The organism is Microbacterium nymphoidis, assembly GCF_021044885.1.
Lineage (GTDB): Bacteria > Actinomycetota > Actinomycetes > Actinomycetales > Microbacteriaceae > Microbacterium > Microbacterium nymphoidis.
In genome coordinates this window covers 82,846-106,010 of record NZ_JAJNOD010000004.1, presented here as the reverse complement: position 1 = coordinate 106,010, position 23,165 = coordinate 82,846, and the positions used below count along the sequence as shown (strand labels likewise).

The 23,165-nt window shown below is 70.1% G+C and carries 25 protein-coding genes; 14 read left to right on the top strand and 11 right to left on the bottom strand.

The window, feature by feature from the left end:
• Positions 1-3 precede the first annotated feature (3 nt).
• The 5 genes from LQ566_RS13545 (at position 4) to LQ566_RS13525 (ending at position 4,846) form a co-directional block, all read left to right on the top strand.
• Positions 4-1,908 (top strand): glycogen debranching N-terminal domain-containing protein, encoded by a 1,905-nt coding sequence (locus LQ566_RS13545; protein ID WP_231092250.1) that lies wholly within the window; start codon positions 4-6, stop codon positions 1,906-1,908.
• A 108-nt stretch (positions 1,909-2,016) separates the two neighbouring features.
• Positions 2,017-2,889, top strand: a complete 873-nt coding sequence (locus LQ566_RS13540; protein WP_231092249.1) for an arginase family protein — start codon at positions 2,017-2,019, stop codon at positions 2,887-2,889.
• Positions 2,890-2,964: 75 nt separating this feature from the next.
• Positions 2,965-3,441: a SixA phosphatase family protein gene (locus LQ566_RS13535; RefSeq protein WP_231092248.1), complete on the top strand. Its 477-nt coding sequence runs from the start codon at positions 2,965-2,967 to the stop codon at positions 3,439-3,441.
• A 65-nt stretch (positions 3,442-3,506) separates the two neighbouring features.
• Positions 3,507-4,469 carry an aldo/keto reductase gene (locus LQ566_RS13530; protein WP_231092247.1) on the top strand — a complete coding sequence of 321 codons (963 nt, stop codon included), beginning with the start codon at positions 3,507-3,509 and terminating at the stop codon, positions 4,467-4,469.
• A complete protein-coding gene (locus LQ566_RS13525) occupies positions 4,466-4,846 on the top strand; it encodes a MerR family transcriptional regulator (protein ID WP_231092246.1) in 381 nt (126 codons plus the stop codon). Before LQ566_RS13530 ends, LQ566_RS13525 begins: the two co-directional genes overlap by 4 nt.
• 68 nt (positions 4,847-4,914) lie before the next feature.
• Here LQ566_RS13525 and hutI read toward each other — a convergent pair whose 3' ends face one another.
• Genes hutI through hutH form a run of 3 tightly spaced genes read right to left on the bottom strand, consistent with a single transcriptional unit; the run spans position 4,915 to position 9,303 of the window.
• Positions 4,915-6,069: an imidazolonepropionase gene (hutI, locus tag LQ566_RS13520; protein ID WP_231092245.1), complete on the bottom strand. Its 1,155-nt coding sequence runs from the start codon at positions 6,067-6,069 to the stop codon at positions 4,915-4,917.
• Positions 6,066-7,730: a urocanate hydratase gene (hutU, locus tag LQ566_RS13515; RefSeq protein ID WP_231092244.1), complete on the bottom strand. Its 1,665-nt coding sequence runs from the start codon at positions 7,728-7,730 to the stop codon at positions 6,066-6,068. The genes hutI and hutU overlap by 4 nt, the downstream gene beginning before the upstream one ends.
• Positions 7,731-7,761: 31 nt before the next feature.
• Positions 7,762-9,303, bottom strand: coding sequence for a histidine ammonia-lyase (hutH, locus tag LQ566_RS13510; protein ID WP_231092243.1), 1,542 nt, complete (start codon positions 9,301-9,303; stop codon positions 7,762-7,764).
• A gap of 62 nt (positions 9,304-9,365) precedes the next feature.
• On the opposite strand from hutH, the gene LQ566_RS13505 reads away from it, so the two are divergent.
• Together LQ566_RS13505 and LQ566_RS13500 are read left to right on the top strand one after the other, a co-directional pair.
• Positions 9,366-10,121 carry an IclR family transcriptional regulator gene (locus LQ566_RS13505; RefSeq protein ID WP_231092242.1) on the top strand — a complete coding sequence of 252 codons (756 nt, stop codon included), beginning with the start codon at positions 9,366-9,368 and terminating at the stop codon, positions 10,119-10,121.
• A 52-nt stretch (positions 10,122-10,173) separates the two neighbouring features.
• Positions 10,174-10,854: a hypothetical protein gene (locus tag LQ566_RS13500; protein WP_231092241.1), complete on the top strand. Its 681-nt coding sequence runs from the start codon at positions 10,174-10,176 to the stop codon at positions 10,852-10,854.
• 59 nt (positions 10,855-10,913) lie between these two features.
• On the opposite strand, the gene LQ566_RS13495 is transcribed toward LQ566_RS13500, so the two are convergent.
• Complete coding sequence (locus tag LQ566_RS13495) at positions 10,914-11,408, bottom strand: YbaK/EbsC family protein (RefSeq protein WP_231092240.1); 495 nt, start codon at positions 11,406-11,408, stop codon at positions 10,914-10,916.
• Between the two features lie 39 nt (positions 11,409-11,447).
• On the bottom strand, positions 11,448-12,017 hold the full coding sequence (locus tag LQ566_RS13490; RefSeq protein ID WP_231092239.1) for a TetR/AcrR family transcriptional regulator: 570 nt from the start codon (positions 12,015-12,017) through the stop codon (positions 11,448-11,450).
• A 111-nt stretch (positions 12,018-12,128) separates the two neighbouring features.
• On the opposite strand from LQ566_RS13490, the gene LQ566_RS13485 reads away from it, so the two are divergent.
• Complete coding sequence (locus tag LQ566_RS13485) at positions 12,129-13,334, top strand: MFS transporter (protein WP_231092238.1); 1,206 nt, start codon at positions 12,129-12,131, stop codon at positions 13,332-13,334.
• A gap of 28 nt (positions 13,335-13,362) precedes the next feature.
• On the opposite strand, the gene LQ566_RS13480 is transcribed toward LQ566_RS13485, so the two are convergent.
• Positions 13,363-13,707 carry a DUF6907 domain-containing protein gene (locus tag LQ566_RS13480; RefSeq protein WP_231092237.1) on the bottom strand — a complete coding sequence of 115 codons (345 nt, stop codon included), beginning with the start codon at positions 13,705-13,707 and terminating at the stop codon, positions 13,363-13,365.
• 188 nt (positions 13,708-13,895) lie between these two features.
• Here LQ566_RS13480 and LQ566_RS13475 point away from each other — a divergent pair, with 188 nt between their 5' ends.
• Positions 13,896-14,180: a helix-turn-helix domain-containing protein gene (locus tag LQ566_RS13475; RefSeq protein ID WP_231092236.1), complete on the top strand. Its 285-nt coding sequence runs from the start codon at positions 13,896-13,898 to the stop codon at positions 14,178-14,180.
• On the opposite strand, the gene LQ566_RS13470 is transcribed toward LQ566_RS13475, so the two are convergent.
• Positions 14,177-15,808, bottom strand: coding sequence for a SulP family inorganic anion transporter (locus LQ566_RS13470; protein WP_231092235.1), 1,632 nt, complete (start codon positions 15,806-15,808; stop codon positions 14,177-14,179). The genes LQ566_RS13475 and LQ566_RS13470 overlap by 4 nt on opposite strands.
• Positions 15,808-16,185: an ArsR/SmtB family transcription factor gene (locus LQ566_RS13465; protein WP_231092234.1), complete on the bottom strand. Its 378-nt coding sequence runs from the start codon at positions 16,183-16,185 to the stop codon at positions 15,808-15,810. Before LQ566_RS13465 ends, LQ566_RS13470 begins: the two co-directional genes overlap by 1 nt.
• Positions 16,186-16,238: 53 nt before the next feature.
• Here LQ566_RS13465 and LQ566_RS13460 point away from each other — a divergent pair, with 53 nt between their 5' ends.
• Positions 16,239-16,592 (top strand): zinc ribbon domain-containing protein YjdM, encoded by a 354-nt coding sequence (locus LQ566_RS13460; RefSeq protein ID WP_231092233.1) that lies wholly within the window; start codon positions 16,239-16,241, stop codon positions 16,590-16,592.
• A gap of 52 nt (positions 16,593-16,644) precedes the next feature.
• Here LQ566_RS13460 and LQ566_RS13455 read toward each other — a convergent pair whose 3' ends face one another.
• On the bottom strand, positions 16,645-17,544 hold the full coding sequence (locus LQ566_RS13455) for an alpha/beta fold hydrolase (protein WP_231092232.1): 900 nt from the start codon (positions 17,542-17,544) through the stop codon (positions 16,645-16,647).
• Positions 17,541-18,179: a TetR/AcrR family transcriptional regulator gene (locus tag LQ566_RS13450; RefSeq protein ID WP_231092231.1), complete on the bottom strand. Its 639-nt coding sequence runs from the start codon at positions 18,177-18,179 to the stop codon at positions 17,541-17,543. Before LQ566_RS13450 ends, LQ566_RS13455 begins: the two co-directional genes overlap by 4 nt.
• 81 nt (positions 18,180-18,260) lie before the next feature.
• Here LQ566_RS13450 and LQ566_RS13445 point away from each other — a divergent pair, with 81 nt between their 5' ends.
• Positions 18,261-19,685 carry an MFS transporter gene (locus tag LQ566_RS13445; RefSeq protein ID WP_231092230.1) on the top strand — a complete coding sequence of 475 codons (1,425 nt, stop codon included), beginning with the start codon at positions 18,261-18,263 and terminating at the stop codon, positions 19,683-19,685.
• A gap of 4 nt (positions 19,686-19,689) precedes the next feature.
• Here the strand turns inward: LQ566_RS13445 and LQ566_RS13440 are convergent, their stop codons facing one another.
• Positions 19,690-20,571, bottom strand: a complete 882-nt coding sequence (locus LQ566_RS13440; protein WP_231092229.1) for a LysR family transcriptional regulator — start codon at positions 20,569-20,571, stop codon at positions 19,690-19,692.
• Positions 20,572-20,653: 82 nt separating this feature from the next.
• On the opposite strand from LQ566_RS13440, the gene LQ566_RS13435 reads away from it, so the two are divergent.
• From LQ566_RS13435 to LQ566_RS13425, 3 genes are all read left to right on the top strand, one after another.
• Positions 20,654-21,865 (top strand): MFS transporter, encoded by a 1,212-nt coding sequence (locus LQ566_RS13435; protein WP_231092228.1) that lies wholly within the window; start codon positions 20,654-20,656, stop codon positions 21,863-21,865.
• A gap of 66 nt (positions 21,866-21,931) precedes the next feature.
• Positions 21,932-22,450 (top strand): PadR family transcriptional regulator, encoded by a 519-nt coding sequence (locus LQ566_RS13430; RefSeq protein WP_231092227.1) that lies wholly within the window; start codon positions 21,932-21,934, stop codon positions 22,448-22,450.
• Positions 22,447-23,157: an ABC transporter ATP-binding protein gene (locus tag LQ566_RS13425; RefSeq protein ID WP_231092226.1), complete on the top strand. Its 711-nt coding sequence runs from the start codon at positions 22,447-22,449 to the stop codon at positions 23,155-23,157. Before LQ566_RS13430 ends, LQ566_RS13425 begins: the two co-directional genes overlap by 4 nt.
• Positions 23,158-23,165: the final 8 nt, after the last annotated feature.

The following is a 23,165-nucleotide window of genomic DNA, read 5'->3' as shown; positions in this document are numbered from 1 at the left end:
CGAATGACTTCCCCTGCAGTTCCCCGTCAGCCCCTGCTCGATGACGCCGTCATCCTTCTGCACGCGCCCACCCAGGCGTGGTCGGGACGCGACGGTGATATCGGCGACGCCGCGATCGACGGCGTCTATCACGGCGATGTGCGCCATCTCCGCTCCGTGCGGGTGAGCGTGGCCGGTTCGGGCATCGAGACCATCTCGCGCTCGATCATCGATGCCGGCACGGCCGAGTTCGGCAGCGTGCTGCGCGGGCTCGACGACGACGCCGCCGATCCGAAGGTGCGCCTCATCCGCCGCCGCGAGGTCAGCGCGGGGGTCGTGAGCGAGAGCCTCCGACTGCACTCGCATCGCGACGTCCCGCTGCGGTTCGCCGTGACCGTGGAGCTCGCCCCGGAGTTCGCGCCGATGCAGGACGTGAAGGCGGGGCTCGCCACTGCCATGCCCTGGCGCGCAGAGGCGGTGGCCGCTTCGGGCACCGCCCCCGGGCGCGTCGAGGTGATCTCCGCCGACGGACACCGGTCATTCCAGCTAGAGGCGGCAGGGGCTGCCGCCACGATTGCAGAAGCCATCGTGCTGCGTTGGGAGGTCGAGCTGGAACCGCATTCCGTGACGGACATCGGCTGGAGTGCGACGCTTGACGACGACACGCTGGTCGTGGGGGCGGCCTCGAATGCGGAGCTCGCCGTTCCATCGGCAGACGACCCGCGGCTGGCGCGATGGATCCGGCAGGCGACGCAGGACCTGGCCGCGCTGCGTCTCGTGCGGCCGGCCGATCCCGAGGATGCGTTCTATGCCGCGGGGGCGCCGTGGTTCTTCACGCTGTTCGGTCGCGACTCGATCTGGGCCGCGCGGCTCGCGCTGGCGGCCGACCCGGGTATCGCCGCCTCCACGCTTCGCGTGCTCGCGCGCCTGCAGGGCACGAAGTCGGATCCCGCTACGGCGGAGCAGCCCGGGAAGATCCCGCACGAGCTGCGCAGTGCACCGCTCAGCCTGCCGAACGAGGGCGTCCATCTCCCCCCGCTGTACTACGGCACGGTCGACGCCACACCGCTGTGGGTGTGTCTGCTGGCCGATGCGCGCGACGCCGGAATGCCAGAGGCGGAGGTTCGGGAGCTGGTACCCGCGCTCCGCGCGGCGCTGACCTGGATCACCGATTTCGGCTCCGGGACCGGATCGGGCTTCCTTGACTACGTCGACGAGACCGGGCACGGTCTGGCAAATCAGGGCTGGAAGGACTCCGGGGACTCCATCCAGTGGCGCGACGGACGGCTGGCCGAAGGCCCGATCGCGCTGTGCGAGGTGCAGGCGTACGCCTATGAGGCGGCGGTGCGCGGTGCACAGCTGCTCGACGATCTCGGCGAAGACGGCGGTGCGAAGCTGCGGGAATGGGCGACTGCGCTGCGCACCCGCTTCCGCGAGGCGTTCTGGGTCACCACGCCGGAGGGGCGCTACCCCGCCATCGCGCTCGACGCCCACGGTGCCGCTGTCGACTCGCTGACCAGCAACATCGGTCATCTCATCGGCACCGGGATCCTCGACGCGGACGAGGAACGTGCCTGTGCAGAGCTTCTCCTCGGTGCGTCGATGTCCAGCGGCTTCGGCATCCGGACCCTGTCCACGGGGGCCGCCGGGTTCTGGCCGCTCAGCTACCACGGCGGAAGCGTGTGGGCTCACGACACCGCCGTGACGGTCCACGGCATGCTCCGCAGCGGGCTCGTCACCGAGGCACGGCTCATCGCCGGCCAGCTGGTGGACGCCGCCGAGGGCTTCGCCTATCGGATGCCGGAACTGCATTCGGGCGACGGCCGCGATATCGTTCCGTTCCCGACGCCCTACCCCGCGTCGTGCCGTCCGCAGGCGTGGTCCGCCGCCGCCGCGATCGTCTGCGCCGAGGCGTACGCGGCGTCCTGAGGCGATCCGCCGCAGGGCGGCGATGCATCGCGGGGTGGTGTCTGAGATGTCAGACACCACCCCGCTCACGTCGTGGCTCGTCGCGACCCACAGGGCTAGCGTGGCGATATGGCTCTCTCGCACGATCCGCTGTGGCCCCGCGCCGGCTCCTGGCCGCTGGAATCACATCACTCGGCTCTCACTCTGCTCGGCGTTCCCGCGCATCTGACGTCGCTGTCGCCGACCGGAGCGGACCAGACCCCCGCGGCGATCCGCGAGGCGCTGCAACGGTACTCCCCCGCGCTGGTCACCGATGCGATCGCGGATCTCGGTACGCTGCTCGTCTCCGACGCCGGTGACATCACCGATCCGGATTCCCGTGAGGGCGAAGACCGCACCCGTGCGCGCGTCGCCGGCCTGATCACCCGCACGGATCTGCTGGTCGCCCTGGGCGGCGACAACTCGGTGACCTACGCCACCGCCCAGGGTGCGGGTGCCGAGGCGCTGATCACCCTCGACGCGCATCACGACCTGCGCGACGGCGTCTCCAATGGCTCCCCCGTGCAGCGGCTGATCGAGGCTGGTCTGGCCGGCACCCAGGTCGTGCAGATCGGGATCGCCGACTTCGCGAACTCGGTCGCCTACGCCCAGCGCGCTCGCGACTACGGGATCACCGTCATCGGCGTCGACGAGGTGCGCCGGCGCGGCATCGACGATGTGATCGCCGAGGCACGCGACATCGTGGGAACCGCCCGCACCCACCTGGATGTCGACGTGGACGTCTGCGACCGCTCCGTTGCCCCGGGCTGCCCGGCGAGCATGCCCGGCGGTCTCGCCGCCTGGGAGCTGCGATCGCTGGTGCGGGGGCTCGCCGTGCACCCGACGGTGGCGTCGGCTGATATCACCGAGGTGGACGCCACCGCGGATGCCCCCGACGGCCGGACCGTGCGCCTGGCCGCGCTGTGCGTCCTCGAGATGCTGGCCGGGGTCGCCCGGCGCTGACCCCGTTCATTGCGCGCAGTTTGCGCCTATTCGGCCGAGAATGGAGCCATTCGCGCTCGATGAAACGGAGGACCGATGGTCACACTCGCGCTGATCCGGCACGCGAAGTCGGACTGGGACGATCCGGCGCTCAGCGATCATGACCGGCCCCTCAACCATCGAGGACGCCGGGATGGGCCGCGCATGGCGGCACTCGTGGCGGCGCGCGACTGGCGGCCGCAGCTGATCCTCGCCAGCACCGCGGTGCGCGCGCGGACGACGGCGGAGGAGTTCGCCACCGCGCTGGAGGCGCCGCTGGAGCTGCGGGACGAACTGTACGGCGCATCGTCGAGCACCCTGTGGGCCGCGGCCTCCGGCTCCGGCGCCACGGACGTCGTCGTGGTGGCGCACGACCCGGGCATCAGCATCCTCGCCCGGCAGCTGTCGGAGAAGGCGCCGCTGATGCCGACCTGCGCGGTGGCGGTGTTCACCTGGCATGATGCGGACTGGTCGGAGGCGGCCATGCGGGTTCCCGACGACGTACAGTACGACATCCCCCGAGGCGAGAGCTGACCCTCGCCCGTCGCGCCATTGCCGTCGTTTGACATGGACCGCGGTCCAGGTCGGAGCATGGCAGCATGACCGGAAACCTCAACGATCACCCCCAGGATGGCGGAGCATTCGCCATCGGCACCATGCACTTCGGTACGCGGACCACGACGCGGGAGGCGCATCGGATCCTCGACTGCGCGCTCGATCTCGGAGCACGGCACTGGGACACCGCCAACAACTACGCCTTCTGGATGCCGGGTGCCACCGGCGACGAGTCCGAGACCTGCGTCGGCGAGTGGCTGGCGCGCCACCCCGGGCAGCGTGACGCTGTCTTTCTCACCACCAAGGTCGGTGCTCGGCCGAGGCCGGGCTACCGGGATCTCGACCACGTCCTCGGACTGAGCGGGCCGATGGTGCGTGCGCAGGTGGACGAGAGCCTGCGCCGACTGCGCACGGACCGCATCGATCTGCTCTATGCGCACATCGACGACCGGGAGGTGCCGCTGGCAGAGACACTCGGTGTACTCGGTGAGCTGCGCGACGAGGGCGTCATCGGGCAATTCGGCGCGAGCAACCTCACCTCCGATCGGCTGCATTCGGCGATCGAGTCCGCCACGGCGCCGGACGGTGGGTATCGGCACCTCCAGCAACGCTTCACGTTCCTGACCCCCGCGCCACGCGCGCACCTGCATCCGCACGTGCTGCTCACGGACGAGATGATCGCCGCCTGCATGGCTGCCGGATGGACGGCGCACGGTTACGCTCCTCTGCTGTCCGGCGCCTACACGCGTGCCGACCGGCCGCTGCCGGCCGCATATGACACCAGGGCCAATCGGACGGCGCTCCCGCTGTTGCACCGGATCGGAGAGGCACACGGGGCCGACGCCGGCCAGGTCGTCCTCGGGTGGATGATGCACAGGCGGCTTCCGGTCCGCCCCGTGGTCGGCGTCTCCTCGCCGGATCACCTGCGTTCCGCGGTCGAGGCGAGCGCTCTCATCCTGAGCGAGGAGGAACTCGGCCTGCTGGAGAGTGCGAGAATCAGCGGGTGAACGGCAACGGCTCCATCGGCGAGGTGGCGGCGGAGCTCGGCCTCGATCCCGACACGATCCGCTACTACGAGCGCGTCGGCGTGCTCCCTCCCGCGCCTCGCGATCCGGCAGGCCGACGCCAGTACCCGGATGATCACGTCCATCTGCTCGAGGTCCTGCTCCGGTTGAAGGAGACCGGCATGCCGCTGGCCGATGTCGCGGCCTTCACCCGGCTGGTGCAGCAGGATCCGCACGGCGTGCCCGAGCGGCTGCAGTTGTTGCGGGCGCACCGGGAGCGCGTGCTGGCGAACCGAGCCGCGCTGGATGCGGCCCTCGCCCTCATCGACCGGAAGATCGGCGACTACGAGGCGCGCGCTCAGCCGTCGCGGCCGAGCTGACCTTTCATCGCGCGCACCTGGCTCCCATTCGCGAGGAATTGCAGCCAGGTGAGCGCAATGAAACGGGATCAGCCGCCACACACCTCGGACACCAGGGGGACGCCGGGGCGGTAGGCCAGGTGAATTCGGCTGGGAGCGTCGAGCACCGCCAGGTCCGCGCGCGCACCCACCCGCAGCACGCCCACATCGTCGCGGCGGAGCGCGCGGGCACCGCCCGCGGTGGCCGCCCATACGGCTTCGTCCGGGCTCATCCCCATCTCCCGCACGGCAAGCGCCACCATCAGCGGCATCGAGGTGGTGAAGCTCGTCCCGGGATTGCAGTCGCTCGCCAGTGCCACGGTCACGCCCGCATCCAGCAGCCGGCGCGCGGACGGGTAGGGGTGCTTCGTCGAGAACTCCACACCGGGCAGCAGCGTAGCCACGGTGTCCGAGCCGGCCAGCGCCGCGACATCGGAATCGCTGAGGTACGTGCAGTGATCCACGCTTGCAGCGCCGACTTCCACCGCGAGCGCGACTCCCGCTCCCTCGCCGAGCTGGTTGCCGTGGACGCGCGGAAGCAGCCCCGCCGCGATCCCCGCCTGCAGCACCGCACGCGACTCATCGGGGTCGAACGCCCCACGCTCGCAGAAAACGTCGATCCATCGCACGAACGGGCGCACTGCCCTCAGCATCTCTCCGGTCACCAGTGCGACGTAGGCGGCTCGATCGTCGACGAACTCGGCGGGTACCACATGGGCACCGAGATACGTGACCTCCGACGTGACTTCGGCGGCGATGCGCGCGAGGCGGGCCTCCGTGTCGACATCCAGCCCGTACCCGGTCTTCACCTCCTGCGTGGTGGTGCCCTGGGCACGACTCTCGGCACGCAGCGCATGCAGGCGAGCGCGCAGATCATCGTCGCTCGCTGCTCGCGTCGCGGCCACGGTCGTGCGTATGCCGCCTGCGGCATACGGGGTCCCGGTCATCCGCGCGGCGAACTCCGCGGAGCGATCACCGGCGAACACGGTGTGAGTGTGACTGTCCACGAATCCGGGGATCACCGCCGCTCCCGCCACGTCTCGAGCGGCGTCTGCCGCCGGAGCGGCACTCGCATCCCCGATCCAGGCCACCCGGCCGTCCTCGACGACGACGGCCGCCCCATGCACCGTGCCGAGCGCATCCTGTCCGGCGTCGGGGTCGTTGGTGGTGAGCTCCCCGATGCCGGTGATGAGCAGCGACGTCATTCGGCGTCCAGCATCGGAATCGTGAGGCCGCGCTCCCGCGCGACGTCGGCGGCGTGCTCGTAGCCGGCATCCACGTGGCGCATCACTCCGGTGCCCGGGTCGTTGGTGAGCACGCGCTCGATCTTCTCGGCCGCGAGCGCCGTGCCGTCGGCGACGGTCACCTGACCGGCGTGGATGGACCGGCCGATGCCCACGCCACCGCCGTGATGCAGCGAGACCCAGGACGCCCCCGACGCCGTGTTGAGCAGGGCGTTCAGCAGCGGCCAGTCGGCGATCGCGTCGGAGCCATCCTTCATGGACTCGGTCTCCCGGTACGGGCTCGCCACCGAGCCGGAATCCAGGTGGTCGCGCCCGATGACGATTGGCCCGGACAGCTCGCCCGAGGCGACCATCTCGTTGAACTTCAGACCGGCGAGGTGGCGCTCCTTGTAGCCCAGCCAGCAGATGCGAGCGGGCAGCCCCTCGAAGTGGACCTTCTCCCCCGCCTGGCGCAGCCAGCGCTGCAGGTGGGCGTCCTCGGGAAACAGCTCGGCGACCGCGCGGTCCGTCTTGGCGATGTCCTCCGGATCGCCCGAGAGCGCCACCCACCGGAACGGGCCCTTGCCCTCTTCGAACAGCGGGCGGATGTATGCCGGCACGAACCCGGGGAAGGCGAAGGCCCGCTCGTAGCCCCCGAGCTCGGCCTCGCGGCGGATCGAGTTCCCGTAGTCGAAGACCGCGGCCCCCGCGTCCTGGAACTCCACCATGGCCTTCACGTGCGCCGCCATGGACTCCCGCGAACGACGCGTGAAGTCCTCCGGGTCCGCCTCCGCCTGCGCCTTCCACTCGGCGGTGCTGACGCCGATGGGCAGATAGGCGAGCGGATCGTGCGCGCTGGTCTGGTCGGTGACGATGTCGATCGGCACCCCGCGACGCAGGAGCTCCGGGAAGATCTCGGCTGCGTTGCCCACCACGCCGACCGACAGCGCCTCCGCTGCGTCCTTGGCCGCCACGACGCGGTCGATCGCGGCATCCAGGTCGGCGGTGTACTCATCGAGGTAGCCGTGCTCCACGCGGCGGACCAGGCGCGTCTCGTCGACGTCGACGATGAGCACGGCACCGCCGTTGAGGGTCACGGCGAGCGGCTGGGCACCGCCCATCCCGCCGGCGCCACCGGTGAGGGTGAGGGTGCCGGCCAGCGAGTCGCGTCCGAGCGATGCGGCGACGGCCGCGAAGGTCTCATAGGTGCCCTGCAGAATGCCCTGCGTGCCGATGTAGATCCAGGAGCCCGCGGTCATCTGCCCGTACATCGTCAGCCCCAGCGACTCGAGGCGCCGGAACTCGGGCCAGGTCGCCCAGTCGCCCACGAGGTTCGAGTTCGCGATGAGAACCCGCGGCGCCCACTCGTGCGTGCGGAACACGCCCACGGGCTTGCCCGACTGCACCAGCAGCGTCTCGTCAGCGTCCATCTCGTCGAGCGTGCGAACGATCGCGTCGAAGGCCTCCCAGCTGCGGGCCGCCCGGCCGGTGCCGCCGTACACGACGAGCTCGTCCGGATGTTCGGCCACCTCGGGATCCAGGTTGTTCATCAGCATGCGCTTGGCGGCCTCGGCACCCCAGGACTTCGCGGTGCGCTCGGCTCCGCGGGCGGCGCGGACGGTGCGGGGTTCGTGCGTCGACATCGACAGCTCCTTCGTATGGATCCGGTGCGGATCAGATCGTGGTGGCGTGTTCGCGCACGATGCGCGCGAACGACCCGTCCTGGACCATCGCGGTGACGGCCTCGATATCGGGCGAGACGAAGTGGTCGGGGCCGGGACCGGCCACGCGAGTGCGCACGAGGTCGCGCGCGGCCCCGGTGGCGGCGCCGGGCTGCAGGGGCGCGCGCAGGTCGAGCGCTCGCGATCCGGTGATCAGCTCCACGGCCAGCACACGGCCGAGCCCGTCGATCGCACGGCGGAGCTTGCGGGCCGCAGCCCAGCCCATCGACACGTGATCCTCCTGCATCGCCGACGACGGGATGGAGTCGACGGACGCCGGGACAGCGAGACGCTTGAGCTCGGAGACGATGCCGGCGGCGGCGTACTGGGCGATCATCAGCCCGGAATCGACACCGACCTCGTGCGCGAGGAAGGGCGGCAGATCGCGATTGCGCGCCACATCGAGCGCTCGGTCCGTGCGCCGCTCGGAGATGGAGGCCAGATCAGCGACCGCGATGGCGAGGAAGTCGAGCACATAGGCGACCGGGGCACCGTGGAAGTTGCCGTTGGATTCCAGACGGCCATCCCCGGTGAGGATCGGGTTGTCGACGACGCTCGCCAGCTCCCGGTCCGCGATGAGGCGGGCGTGGGCCGCGGTGTCGCGACCCGCGCCATGCACCTGCGGGGAGCAGCGCAGCGAGTACGCATCCTGCACACGTCCGTCTTCCGGGCCGGCGTGGCTGGCCACGATCGGCGAGCCCGCGAGGATCGCGCTCATGCGAGCGGCCGAGGCCGCCTGTCCCACCTGGGGACGCAGCGACATCAGGTCCGCGTCGAACACCCGGTCGGTGCCGAGCTGGGACTCCACCGACATCGCAGCGGCGAGATCGGCGGTGTCGAAAAGGTCCGCGAGGTCCGCGAGGGCGAGCGACAGCATGCCCAGCATCCCGTCCGTGCCGTTGACGAGAGCCAGGCCTTCCTTCTCACGAAGCACGATCGGCTCGATCCCCGCCGCCTGCAGCGCGTCCGCGGAGTCCTGCTCCACGCCGTCGACGCGCACACGCCCCTCGCCCATCGCGGCGAGCGCGACATGCGAGAGCGGCGCGAGGTCTCCCGAACAGCCGAGCGAGCCGTATTCCCGCACGATCGGCATGATACGGGCGTTCAGCATCGCCGCGTAGGTGTCGACCACCTCGGGGCGCACTCCCGTGTGCCCCGAGGCGAGGGTGCGCAGCCGCAGCAACTGCAGCGCACGCACCACCTCCTCCTCGACCTCAGCGCCGGTGCCCGCCGCATGCGAACGGATGAGGGATGCCTGCAGCTGAAGACGGCGATCCGGGGTGATGAAGGTCGTGGCCAGAGCGCCGAATCCGGTGGAGACGCCGTAGTGGGGGTGCGGGTCATCGGCGAGCGCATCGATGCGGGCACGCGATGCAGCCACGGCGGCACGCGCCTCAGCCGTCACCTCGACCCGCGCATGATGGCGTGCGACGGCAACCACCTCGTCGATGGTGAGGGGGTGCAGGCCGACGAGAACGGGGGCGGAAGTGCTCATGGTTCCGATTCCACACCGGCGGCCGCCACCGGACCAGGCGGGTGCTCGATATGCTGTCTGGTATGCCAGACAAGCCCCAGGTGCCCGCCGCCGATCAGACGCTGCGCATCCTCGCTCTGCTCGGTCGCTCCCGGGGCCCGGTGGCTGCCAGCTCGATCGCCACGACGCTCGGGCTGCCGCGCTCGAGCGTCTATCACCTGCTCGCCACGATGCAGGAGCACGGCTTTGTCGTGCATCTTCCCGAGCAGCGCCGATGGGGGCTCGGAACGGCAGCCGCCGAGCTCGCCGGCGGCTTCAACCGCCAGCAGCCGCTCGCACGGCTCGGCGGGCCGGTGGCGGCCGCGCTCGCCGACCGCACGGGCGAGAGCACGCACATCGCGATGCTCACTGGGCGGGACGTGATCTACATCGTCGAGGAGCGCGCCCCACGTCGCCCCGCACTCGTGACGGACGTGGGCGTGCGGCTGCCCGCGCACCTGACCGCGACCGGCCGCGCGATGCTGGCAGGCGTCGGCGCAGCCCAGCTGCGCGCGCTCTATCCGGACGCGGCATCCTTCAGTACGCGCACGGAGCGTGGTCCCACGACACCCCGCGAGCTGAGGGACGTTCTGCGTGAAGTGCGCCGCGCCGGGTACGCGTTCGAGGACGGTGAGGTGACCCTCGGCATGCGATCCGTGGCGGTGGCGGTCCACGATCACACCGGCTGGCCCATCGCCGCGGTGGCCGTGACGTGGTCGGAGGATGCCGCGCGCGACATGGACACCCTGATCGCCGCCGTGCACGACGCCGCCGACCGGCTGGCACGCCGCATCGGCTGACGGAATTGCCTAGACTGCCAGTCATCCGCGCCATCGCCGGGAAGGGAACGCCGTGACCGAACCGCAGAACGCTCCGCAGCAACCCGCAGTGCCCGCGCCTCAGCCGCCGGCGCAGCAGTTGTGGCCGGCATCACCGGACCCTCGGTACGAGGGATCCCCACCGGGCCCCGCCAGCGGACAGCAGGGATACTCCGGTGGGCCGCTGGGGCATCCCGGTCAGCCTCCGGCGCAGCCGTGGCCACCGTCAGCGCACAGCGGCACTGCGGCGACGGTCGCGGTGAACACGCCGTGGGCGTGGGTGATCAGCGCGCTCGCCTTCGTGCAGATCTGCGCGTACTTCGTGGTCGACTGGGGCGCGGTCCTCCGCCTCAACCTCGCGATCATCTCCTTCGGCGTGGGAAGGCCGGTGAGATCGGAACTCTCCCCCTACGTTACGGCGGTCGTGCCGAGCATCGCACTCGCCGGCGGGATCTCGCTCGTCTGCTATGCCGCCAGCATCGTGTGCGCATACCTGGATCAGCGCGCCCTCACCCGCCTCGGCGTCGTGAAGCCGTTCCCCTGGGGGTGGAACTTCCTGCTGCAGCCCCTCCTCTACCTCATCGGGCGCACGGTCGTGCTCCGGCGGCAGGGCCGCAGTTCATTCGGCCCGCTCTGGCTGGCGATCGCCGGCGTCATCGCGTCGTGGATCGCGTCGGCCATCGTGAGCTTCCTGAGCATCTACAGCGCCGGCTGAGACATCACGCGGCCGAGGCATCACGCGGCGGAGGCATCACGCGGCCGAGGCGACAGACGTCAGGCGGCGGGCTCGACCGAGCACACCGTCCCCCCGGTCAGGCGCACCAGCTCGGCGAAAGTGAGCGGGAAGACCGCGTGCGGGGTGCCGCCGGCGGCCCAGAGCGGGTCGAAATCGGCAAGCGATTCATCGACGATGGTGCGCAACGGCGCCGGGTGACCTGTCGGCGATACCCCGCCCACCCGTTGCCCCGTCGCAGCGAGCACCTGCTCGGCGCTGGCCCGGCGTATGCGCCGAACTCCGATCCGATCCGCGAGCGCAGCGGTATCGACCCGGTGCGCGCCCGACGTCATCACGAGCAGGGGCTCGTCGTCCGCGAGGAAGACCAGGCTGTTCGCAATCGCCCCCACCGTCACCCCGAGCGCCTCGGCAGCAAGTGCGGCGGTGGCAGCGGAGTCGGGCAGCGTCACGATGCGCGACTCGATTCCGGCCGCCGTGAGCCCGGCCGACACCAGGCCCGTCCGCTCTTCATCGTCGATCGCATCCACGTTCATCCGCGGCTCCTTTCGCTGTACATGTGCCCACGCTGATGCTCAGCGCTGGAGAAAACGCCGGGTCATCGACTCGATCTCGGCAGCGGAGGGCTGCCACCCCTGGGAGAGGATCCGGAAGACGAGCGGGCCGACCAGCTCAGCCGTGAGCGATCGCTCCTCCCCGTCTAGGGCGATACCACCGGCCCGCGCCCGGGCGATCACCTCTGCGGCTGCCTCCGTGAGCACGTCGGTCCCGGCAAGCAGATCGGCGACCCGGCGGTCGTGCTGAGCTTCCCCAAGCAGGGCCCGGTAGGCGAGTCCCGCGTCCGCTTCGGTCAGGAAGGACGCCAGACCCGTCAGAAAGCCGACGATCTCATCCTCCACCGTGGGGGCGGGTGGACGGGTGAGCTCACGGCGCGCGTCGGCCGCGCTCGCTTCCAGCAGGATCTCCGCCTTCGAGGACCACCACCGATAGACGGTCTGGCGCCCGACTCCGGCGCGCTCGGCGATCCCCTTCATCGTCATGGCCGCGTATCCCTGCTCCACGAGCAGATCATCCGCGGCGTGCAGCACTGCAAGACGGGCGTCCTCGCTACGCGGACGGCCGTGGGATCGAGTGCTCGCGGTCATCCCCGCATCCTATCGATTTCGATACGGCGTGCACCGGAACGGTCTTACGAGACATATTGTCTCGATACCTGCTACGCTTTCGAGACACCTTGTATTGAAACTGAAGGCCATATGACCACTCCGACCCCCGCGCGGGTTCGTCGCGCGATCCCCGCCACCGCCCTGGCGTTTCTCGTCACGATGATGGGGACCACGCTCCCGACGCCCCTCTACGCGCTCTATTCCGCCGAGCTGGATTTCACACCGCTCACGATCACGATCCTGTTCGCCGTCTACGCCGTCGGCGTGGTGGGCGCACTTCTCGCCTTCGGTCGGCTCTCCGACGACATCGGACGGCGGCCGGTCATGGTGCTCGCCGTCCTGCTGGCAGCCGCGAGCGCGCTGCTGTTCCTCCTCCCGCCGTCCCTGCCCGCCCTCATCTCGGCCCGGATCGTCTCGGGGCTCGGAGCGGGCCTCATGAGCGGCACCGGAACCGCCGCCATCATGGACCTCTTCCCGGCCCAGCGGAGGGCGCTCGCCGGCACCGTCGCCGTGATCTCCAACACGGGAGGGCTCGCCCTCGGAACCCTGGTCGCCGGCATGCTCGCCGATGCCGCCCCGTCTCCACTGCAGACCCCTTACCTCGTCCACCTCGCACTGTGCGCCGTCGCGCTTGCCGGGCTGTGGATCTGGACACCCCGGCCATCCCGCCTCCGCCGCGCCCGGTTGCGCCTGAACGGCCTGCGGGTCCCGCCGTATCTGCGTGGGGCATTCGTCCGCGCCGTCCTCGCAGCAGGATCGGGTTTCGCCGTCACCGGGGTACTCACCGCCGTGTCCGCGCTGTTCCTGGCCCGCGAACTGCACCTGGACAGTCACGCGCTGGCAGGCTTCGTCGTCTTCCTGGCGTTCGCGGGCATGGCGCTGGGGCAGGTGATCGCCGGCCGACTCGCGCCGCGCGTCGCGCTCCCGTCCGGATGCTCCGGACTCGTCCTGGCAGCCGCCACGCTGGCCTGGGCGCTGGGCGCATCCGCACTGGCACCCCTGCTCGCTGCCGCCGCGATCCTCGGACTCTCCGGCGGGCTCTGTCTGCATGCCGCGCTCGCCACCACCGTGGGGCAGGTTCCGCCGGCGCATCGCGGCGAGGTCTCCTCCTCCTTCTTCGCCGGGCTCTATGCGATGCTCGCGATCCCGGCGATCGGCGTCGGCCTCCTTGCCGGAGCCATCGGCTTGCGCCCCGCCGGGCTGGTCTTCACTGCGGTTGTGGCCGCCCTCGCCGCCACCGTCGGCGTGATCGAGCTCTTGTCCACCCGGGGCGACGGCAGCACCGTCGCAGCGTGACGACGGGCGAGGACGACCATGGCCGCATTCAGCCGTCGTCCGCGTCTTCCATCCGCGTAAGCACGTCTGCGAGCTCGTGGAGAAGCCGCCGGGCACCCTCCGGGGTCAGCTCCACGAGCTCGCTGTCCGTCGTCAGAGCCACCCACGGTTGTCGCTCGCCGATCTGCTGCACCGCGATCACGGACATCTCGGTGGGCACGACCACGCGGCGGACCTCCCCGGAGGGCAGAACCTGCCGGCGCCGGACCAGCTCCGGCCACCAGTGGGCGACGGACTGATGACGGCGGTCATCGAGCAGCTCCTGGCCGTCATGGTCGCCGCTGCACCAGACAGGACACCATTGCGCGAGCCAGGCGGGTCGTTCGGATTGCACGTGAGACTCCCTCCGATCTGGCGGGGCACACGCCGTTCCTGGAAGTACATCACCCGCTTCGGACATTCCCGCCGAGCCTGTCGCATCGCGGCGAAGGGATCTCTTCACCACGGGCCGCGAGAGTAGCACGCAAAGTCTGCCAGATGAAGGAGGCTATATAGGAGAGGTCGAGCACCGAGTGTGGATGGGTGGCAAAACGACGACCCAGCGGCGAGTGGACCCAGTACGCGCGCGAGCTCGGCGCGAGCATCCACCGTCTTCGCATCGCGCGCGGGCTCACACAGGAGCAGGTGGCCTACGCCGCCGGACTGACCCGGTACACCTTCCAGAAGTTCGAGAAGGGCGAGTCCATGCCGGGCACCCCGGCAAACCCCGCCCTTCACAACATCATGGCGATCGCGCAGGTCCTCGACGTCACGCTGGAAGAACTCCTCCCCCAGCCCTGGCCCGACCTGCGCGCCGGCGGCGTTTAGACGCCCGGTCGCCCGCGAGCCACGTGGCTGCGGGCATGCTCGATGGCTCCGGCAAGGTCGGAGAACTGGTGGTCGGCATGCCGCAGTGATGCGAGGACACCGACCCTCTCCGCAAGGCCACGCTGATCCGCGCGAATGCCCTTGAGCAGCACGACGACGCCACGCCTCTCCAGCGCTTCGATCATCTCCGCGACGACGCGCGCACCGGTGGCATCGAGCAGCTGCACCTGAGACATGCGCAGGACGACCACCTCTACGTTCTCCAGACGGGAGATCCGGTCGATCATCCGCTCCGCGGCCGCGAAGATCAACGCCCCCTCCACGCGGAACACGGCGATCCGTTCGTCTCCCGGTTGTGAGGCACCCGGAATCTCCTCACGATGCACACCGCTCGCACGCGCGACCTGTCGCAACGCGAGAACCCCTGCCACCGCGATTCCCGCGACCACGGCGTAGATGAGGTCCACGCTCACGGTGATCGCCGCGGTGAGGCAGAAGAGCAGAGCATCGGGGCGCGACGCCCGCAGGATCATCGTCGCGGTACGCCGCGAGACCATCCGCGTCGCCGTCACCATCAGCACGCCGGCCAGCGCCGCGAGCGGGATACGGGAGACAGCAGCAGCCCCGACCAGCACGATCAGCAGAAGCAGCAGCGCGTGGGTGATGGCAGCGAGGCGACTGCGCGCGCCGGCCCGAACGCCCACGGCGGTGCGTGCGATAGCACCGGTGGCGGGCATCCCTCCGAAGAAACCGGCTGCGATGGAGGCCAGTCCCTGGCCGACGAGTTCCCGATCCGGATCGTACGGGCCTGTGTCCGCGAGCGTGGACGCGACCCGTGCGGACAGGAGCGACTCGATCGCCGCGAGTGCGGCGACCGCCGCAGCGGGCATCAGCAGCTGCACGACCAGCGACGGGTCGAAGGAGGGAGGGGTCGGGCTGGGCAGGCCGGACGGCAAGGCGCCGATGGTCGCGACGGGGAGCTCGAAACGGATCGCGACGGCAGTGGCCAGTGCAATTCCCACAAGCGATGCCGGAAAGCGGGGAGCCATCCGATCCCCGACGGCCATCACCACCGCCACGATCGTCGCAAGCATGAGGGACCACCCCGCACCGGGCCATGCCATCGACCCCACGGACTCCCCTGCCGCGATCACGGCGTTCGCGCTATGCGCACCCTCCGATCCGATCGCGAGCGGAACCTGCTGGAGGAAGATGATCACGGCGATGCCGAGAGTGAACCCCTCGATCACCGGCCAGGGGATGTAGGCGATCGTCCGCCCCAGCCGCATCACACCGCACAGCAGCACAATGCCACCTGCGAGAGCGCATACTGTGGCCAGCGCGGACAGGCCGTGCGAGGCGATGATGGGCCCCAGAACCACGACCATCGCGCCCGTCGGCCCGGAAACCTGCACGTTCGAGCCCCCGAAGACGGCGGCGATGACGCCCGCAATGATCGCGGTGACCAGCCCGCTCGCCGCCCCGGCGCCGGAGCTGACGCCGAAGGCGAGCGCGAGAGGGAGCGCGACGATTCCCACGGTGAGCCCTGCCAGGAGATCTCCGCGCCACGTTCGCGGCACCTCGCGGTAGTCGGCGATCGAGGGCAGGAGCGAGCTGTGACGCCTCATCAGCGGTCGATACTCCGAGATGTGTCCGGGATCGCCGGAAGAGCGCCTTGCTCGGCGAGCTGCTGCTGCGTGGTCTCCAGGATCTCTCCGAGGAGCGCACGCGCCACCCGAAGCAGGTCCGCTACCTGCGGATACGCCAGCCGGTAGAACACCAGGCTCCCCCGCCGCTCGGACACCACCAGACGATTCCCGCGCAGCACCGCCAGGTGCTGGGAGACATGGGACGGCTCCAGTTCGATGTCCCTCAGCAGGTCCGAAACCGAGACCTCATCGGCTCCGGAGAGGATCTCCAGGATGCGGATGCGAATGGGGTGAGCCAGCCCCTTGAACAGTCCGGCCTTCACCTCATACAGCGGTCGGCTGGGGTCGCTGAGCATGGCTCTCCTTCACGCGATATGATGAATTGATCATATCGCGATATCATGACCCCATGGTTGATCCCCTTCCCTCGTGCCCGGATTGCGGCAGTGAGCACACCTACGAGCTGGGCGCACTCGTCGCCTGCGCCCTCTGCGGCCACGAATGGAGTCAGGCCGGTGCGACTGAGGCCGTGGATCCGCATCCACGCAGCGTGCTCGACGCGGTCGGCAACATCCTCGCCGACGGCGATTCGGTGATTGTGACGACGTCGATCAAGGTCGCCGGCGCAGCCCGGCCCATCAAGGCCGGGACCAAGGTGCGCAACATCCGGCTGATCGAGCCGGTGAACGGCCACGACATCGACTGCCGCGTCGACGGATTCGGAGCCATGCTGCTGAAATCGAGTGTCGTCAAACGCGCCTGACCGGCTGGCGGACGCGGGATCCCGCGGAGTCTCAGGCGCGGGACGGGTCACGTCATTCCGCGGGGGCGCTCCGGCGGACCCGCGGCCGCGGCTCTCGCAGCGCCTCGGCCACCTCGTCGGCGTGCGTCACCGCGAAGTAGTGCCCCTGCTGCTCGAACTCGCGCACCAGCGCGTCCGGGAACCGTGTCGCACCCCACTGTGCCACCGCGATCGGGACGTTCCCATCCGCGGTGCCGTGCAGCAGGTCGACGGGCTGGAGCACATCTTCCAGCGGAAACCGCCGGAAGTACTCGCGAAGGTCATCGATGGCGGCGCGCGAGCCCTGACGGGCGCCCGCGCGAGCATCACGCGCCATCATCGGCGCCATCGCAGCATCGACCATGACCTCGCGATCGGCGCTCGGCCATGCGGAAAGGTTGCGCTCCCGCGTCGCCCCGAACGGACCGCGCCCGTCGAGCATGGCAACGGCCAGGCCCGGCAGGAACCGGGCAACCCGGTAGAGCGCCGTCACGATCGGGATTCGCGCGCGCAGTGTCCGCGGCGGAGCCCCGGGAAGCATGCCGCAGACCAGGACGACGCGCTCGATGCGGTCGGGGTGCTCGCGCGCAAGAGCCAGGGAGTACCCCGCGCCGCCGGAGAAGCCGAGCGCCACCGCCGAGTCGATGCCCAGCTCGTCGAGCAGGGCGATCGCATCCCCGGACCCGGTCGCGAATCCGCGACGCCGCTCACGAGTCGTCTCCCCGAAACCCGGGCGATCCGGACTGATGATGCGCACGCGTGCTCGCGTTGCGGCGGCTGCGAGTGGTGCGAGCTGATACCGCGACCCCGGTGAGCCGTGTGCGGCGAGGACCGGCACGCCGGCGGGGTCGCCGTATTCGCAGTACGCGATCGTGCGCGCACCCACCCGCAACCGGTGCGTGACGGGAGGCGGATTCTCCGCCGGATCGGTCACTCCGCACCCCCGCTCAGCCGCTGCGCGATCCCGTCCAGAAGCAGATCCAGCCCGATACGGAACCGGCGCTCGGGATCGTGATACCTGTCGTAGACGGATGCGGCGCGCCGCGCCGCCGGGATCTCCGACAGCTCGGCATCGCCCCGCCCCAGACGAATGGCCGCGTGTCCGGTGACGAAGTCATGCACAGCGGCGTAGGTGTACACCGCCGCCTCCTCATCGAGTCCGGCATCCCGCAGCGTCGCCACGACCCGATGGGCGATGTCGTCGGCGTCGGGAGTGTCCAGCGAGGCACGCCGATGAGCCTCCAGCACGAGGGGGTGACGCATCAGCAGATCGCGCAGCGCGAGGGCGAACATCTCCACGCGCGCTCGCCAGCCGGGCTCAGCCCACTCCAGAGCGGCGATCCCCTCATCCACCACGCGCGCGATCAGCCGGTGCCGCAGCGCCTCGATGCCGCCGCTCGCGCGGTGAACGGCCATGGGCGATACCCCGAGGCGCTCAGCCAGCGCTCGGAAGGTGACGGCCTCCAGGCCTTCCTCGTCGGCGAGCACGGTGGCCGCTTCGAGCAGCGCCGCAGGATCCAGGGATGCCGGCCGCCCCGCTCTTGCGCGCCTGTGCGAATCCGCTGCCATGAGCCCATCATATCGTTACGCGTAACGAAATAGAAGCCGGCCTGCATCAGCGACGATCAGCGCCATGATCCGAGGAGCCCGATGACCCCCTCACCTCCACTCGCCGCAGCGACCTCCCGCCGCTGGCTCGTGATCTGCAGCCTCGCCATCATCGTGCTCTCCGCAGCCTCGCTCGAGGGGTTCATCGTCCCGGTGCTGCCCCGCCTGCAGCAGGATTTCGCCGTCACCGCGGCAGTGGGAGCGCTGGCCACGGTCATCCCCACCGTCGTGACCGTCATCATCACCCCGATCGCGGGGAGTCTGGCCGATGTGCATGGCGCGGAACGAACGCTGGGATGGCTGATCTGCATCACCGCGTGCGGGGGCCTGCTGAGCGCGTTCGCGCCGGCGTTCTGGGCCTTCATCGCGGGCCAGGCTCTTCAGGGCTTCGCCCTGGGGATCATCCCCGTGGGCTTCGTGATGCTGCGCGGTCTCCTTCCGCCGGACGGGGTGCGCACTGCCTCGGGAGTGCTCATCGCGATGAGCGTCGCCGGTGCGGGATTCGGCGTTCTGCTCGCCGGGCCGATCCTTGAGGCGAGTTCGCGCGCAGCACTCTACGGTGTGCCCACCGCGCTGGTGAGTATCGGGGCGATCGGGGTTTTCGCCGCACGTCGCCGCGGGCGTCGGGAAGCGCGCCACGCGGCTCGCCTCGATTGGCGTGGCGCAGCCCTCCTGTCCACCACACTGCTTCTCCTCGTGGCGACGCTGACGAGTTCGTCCGCTGGCGGGTGGTTCTCACCCCTGACGCTGACGCTTCTCGTGCTCACCGCCGCGGCCGGGACCGTCTGGGTGCGCGTGGAGAGCCGGGTCCCCACACCGATGGTCGACGTGACGGCACTGCGGTCGCGAAGCGTGGGCGGGGCGGTCCTGGTCGGGGTCGCGATCGGTGGCGGCTACGCGTCCCTGGTCTTCCTGGTTCCGCAGTTCATCGCCCAGCCCCCGTCTTCCGGATTCGGCTGGGGCGCCTCACCCAGTCAGACCAGCGCGATGCTCGCCGCGGCGTACGGCGCCGGGATCGTGGCCTCTCTCGCCATGGGACCGCTGTCGCGACCACTCGGCGTTCGAGGGCCGGCGACCCTGGCACTGCTGCTGATGGCCTGCGGAGCGCTGACCGGCATCCTCGCACCGACCCCTGCGGGTATCGCCACATCGCTCATCCTCGCGGGCATCGGTGCCGGGGCCGCCTCCACTGTCGTGTTCGCCTCGGCGGCTGCGGGCGCGGCGGCCGATCAGGTGGGCGTCTCCACGGCCCTCATCACGATCTCCCGGGCGATTGGAGGAGCCCTCGCCACCCAGACAGTGGCGGGGATCATCTCGACCACTCCGCCCGCTCTCGCCGACTTCCGGCTCGGGTTCCTCGTGGCGGCATCGGTCAGCCTTGCCGGCGCCGTCACAGCCGCGCTGCTGCTCAGCCGGGGAGCCCCCGGCACCCCGGCTCCGATCGTGGACCCGGCTCAGGTGGTGTGAGGGATCACACCAATCGCAGTGGCGCTGCCGCGATCGCACGTCGCAGCGCATCCACGGGACGACGCCGTGCCGCACTCGCTCCCGCCACCAGGGACAGGATCCACGGCTCCGGCATGTCCACGATCGGCAGGCTCACGCACCCCGGTGCGGGCATCCCGTCCGGGATCGCGGCGATGCCGAGCCCCGCCGCGACATACTCCGGGATGCTCGGCATGGCCTCGATCTCGGCCACGATGCGACGCGAGAGCCCCCGCTGAGCGAGCGCCCGATCGATCTGGACACGGTTTCCGTAGCCGGGCAGCACGTCGACCCAGGGCAGATCCGCCAGAGCGGCCAGATCGACCGTGCCGGCATCCACCAGTTCGTGGCCGTGCGGAACCAGAGCGACGTACGGCACCTGTGCCAGCTCGTGAGCGATGAGTCCCACGGGCGGCGGCACGGTGGTGAAGGCGAGGTCCAGCCGGCCCTGCATGACGTCGTCGACCAGCCCGGTCGAGCCCGACGGCGAGGCCGTCAGGTGTACGTCGACCAGCGGGAAATCACGGCGGAACTGCCCCAGCACACGCGGCAGGTCCATCAACGGCATCGCTGTGAACGTGCCGATCGAAACGCGGCCTCGGACGCCTGCCGTCGACTCCGACGCAGCTTCGCGCATGCTCTCCCATCCGTCGATGATCGACCTCGCCGCTGCGAGCAGATCCTCGCCCGCCGGTGTCAAGCCGACGCTGCGTGTGGTGCGCTCGAGCAGGGAGACGCCGAGTTCCTGCTCCAGACTTCGCAAGCCGGCGGAAACCGTGGACTGCGCGGCATAGAGCCGCTGCGCCGCGCGAGTCACGCTGCGCTCGTCCGCGACGATCACGAAGTACTCGAGCAGCCGGATATCCACGGTTCATGTTATCGAGTAAAGCGATAGATGATATCCATTCTCTGCGTTGGACACGATCAATCGACGGATCGACCATGGAGTCATGTCCACGATCCTGCTCGAGCGGCGCCGCCTGCTCACCCCCGGCGCCGCCTTCTGGGTGGTCGCCGCATCCTTCCTGCTCATGATGGCGTTCGCGACCGTTCCCACTCCCCTGTACGCGATCTACCAGCAGCGCGAGGGGTTCCCCACGTTCACCGTGACGCTCATCTTCGCCGCGTACGCCGTGGGCGTCATCGTCGCACTGAGCTTCGGTGGCCATATCAGCGACTGGGTCGGCCGTCGGCGCATGCTGGTCATGGCCGCGCTCGTGGAGGCCGTCTCCAGCATCATCTTCCTGCTCTCGGGAGGGATTCCCACCCTGCTGGCCGCGCGCTTCGTCTCCGGACTCGCCGTCGGTCTCCTCACGGCAGCGGCGACGGCCGGGCTGAGCGAGCTCCGCATCCATCATTCGGGCGAGGCCGGGATCGCCGCCACCGTGGCGACCGTCGCCAACCTCGGCGGCCTCGCGCTCGGCCCGCTCATCGGCGGGCTCTTCGGCGAGTGGTCGGCGTGGCCACTGTTCGCGCCGTACCTCGTCTTCCTGGGCGGACTGATCGCCGCCGCCATCCTGCTCTCCCGGATCCCGGAGACCGTGGCGACGGTGCCCCTGCGCACGAGCTACCGACGCCAGCGCGTCGCGGTACCGCGGGAGCGCCGCTCCGCATTCCTGCTCGCCGGCGCCGCAGCCTTCGCCGCATTCGCGATCACCGGATTCTTCGGCTCCGTGTCCCCGGCGTTCCTCGCCGAGATCGGCGGCGTCCACGACCCGCTCGCGGTCGGATCCACGGCCTTCGCCGTGTTCGGGGCCGCAGCCGCCGCCCAGCTCATCTCCGGGCGACTGGTCGCGCGCGCACAGATCATGGCGGGCGCGATCGCCGTCCTCGCCGGGATGACGACGTTCGCACTCGCGGCACTGATCGCCTCGACCGCGTTGTTCATCGGGGGCGGCGTGATCGCAGGGTTCGGCGTGGGGTTCCTCTTCCGCAGCGCCCTGATCACCGGTGCCGCGCTGGGCGACGCGGCCCGTCGCGGAGAGGTACTGGCAGGCGTGTTCCTCATGGCCTACGCCGGCATGACCCTCCCCCCGGTCCTCATCGGCTTCGCCCTGCTGTGGTTGCCGATGATCCCGGTGGTCGTCGTGTTCGCCCTCGCGACCATGGCGCTGTCCACGGCCGCAGCGGCAGGCCTGGCGCGCGTGGTGCGGACGGTCTGAGAACGGGCAGCCAGGTTCAGCGCTCTGCCAGAAACGGCACTACACACTGAGTGTATAGTCGCTGGCGTGGACACATCACAGGCATTCCTCGGACTGATCGAGGCTCGGCCGGGGTACGGCTATGAGCTCAAGCAGCGCTACGACGACTACTTCGGCGCGGAACGCGCGCTCAAGTTCGGGCAGGTCTACGCCATGCTCGCGCGGCTCGAGCGTGACGAGCTCATCGTGATGGACGGCGTGGAGGAAGGCGGAGGCCCCACTCGCAAGCGGTACCGCGGCCTCCCGGCCGGGCGCGAGCGCGTGATGCAGTGGCTCACCCAGCCGGACGAGGAGGCGACCGGGCGCAGCAACCTCTTCGCGAAGGTGGTGGTGTCGCTGCTGCTCGATGAGGACGCCGTACGCCTGCTTGCTCTGCACCGCAGCATGCTCCTGGACACGATGCGCGGCCTCACACGGGCCAAGCAGGGTGCCGATCTGCTCGACGTCCTCGCCTATGACCAGTCCCTCTTCCGCGTCGAGGCGGACCTCCGCTGGATCGACACCACCGAAGCCCGCCTGAACGACCTGAAGGAGTCCCTGCGATGAGCATCGTCACCCCCTCGGAGGCCCGGCCGCCCGCCATCGTGGCGCGCGGCCTCCACAAGCACTACGGCACCGCCCACGCCCTCCGCGGCGTCGACGTGGAGATCACGCGCGGCGAGATCGTCGCAATCATGGGACCGTCCGGCTCCGGCAAATCGACCCTGCTGCACAGCCTGGCCGGCGTGATCGCGCCGGATGCCGGCGAGGTGCGGGTGGGAGACACCGTCATCAGCGCTCTGGATGAGGCCGGCCGCGCCCGGTTCCGCCTCACCCGCCTCGGGTTCATGTTCCAGTTCGGCCAGCTCCTGCCCGAACTGACCGCCGAAGACAATGTCGCACTACCCCTGATGCTCGCGGGGATGAAGCGCAAGAGCGCGCTGGTGCAGGCACACGAGTGGCTGGACCGGCTGGAGCTCGCTGGGTTCGCGAAGCGTCTTCCCGCTGAGCTCTCCGGCGGCCAGGCGCAGCGCGTCGCCCTCTCGCGCGCGCTCGTCACGAGCCCCGAGGTGCTCTTCGCGGATGAACCGACGGGAGCCCTCGACTCCCTGACGGCGGAGAAGGTCATGCAGACCCTCACGGAGGTCGTCCGGACCACCGGCACGACCCTGATCCTCGTGACTCACGATGGCCGGGTGGCGTCGTACAGCGACCGCGAGATCTTCATCCGGGACGGTCTCGTGCTCGACCCGGCGGCTGCGGGCGCGCGATGATCGGCGCG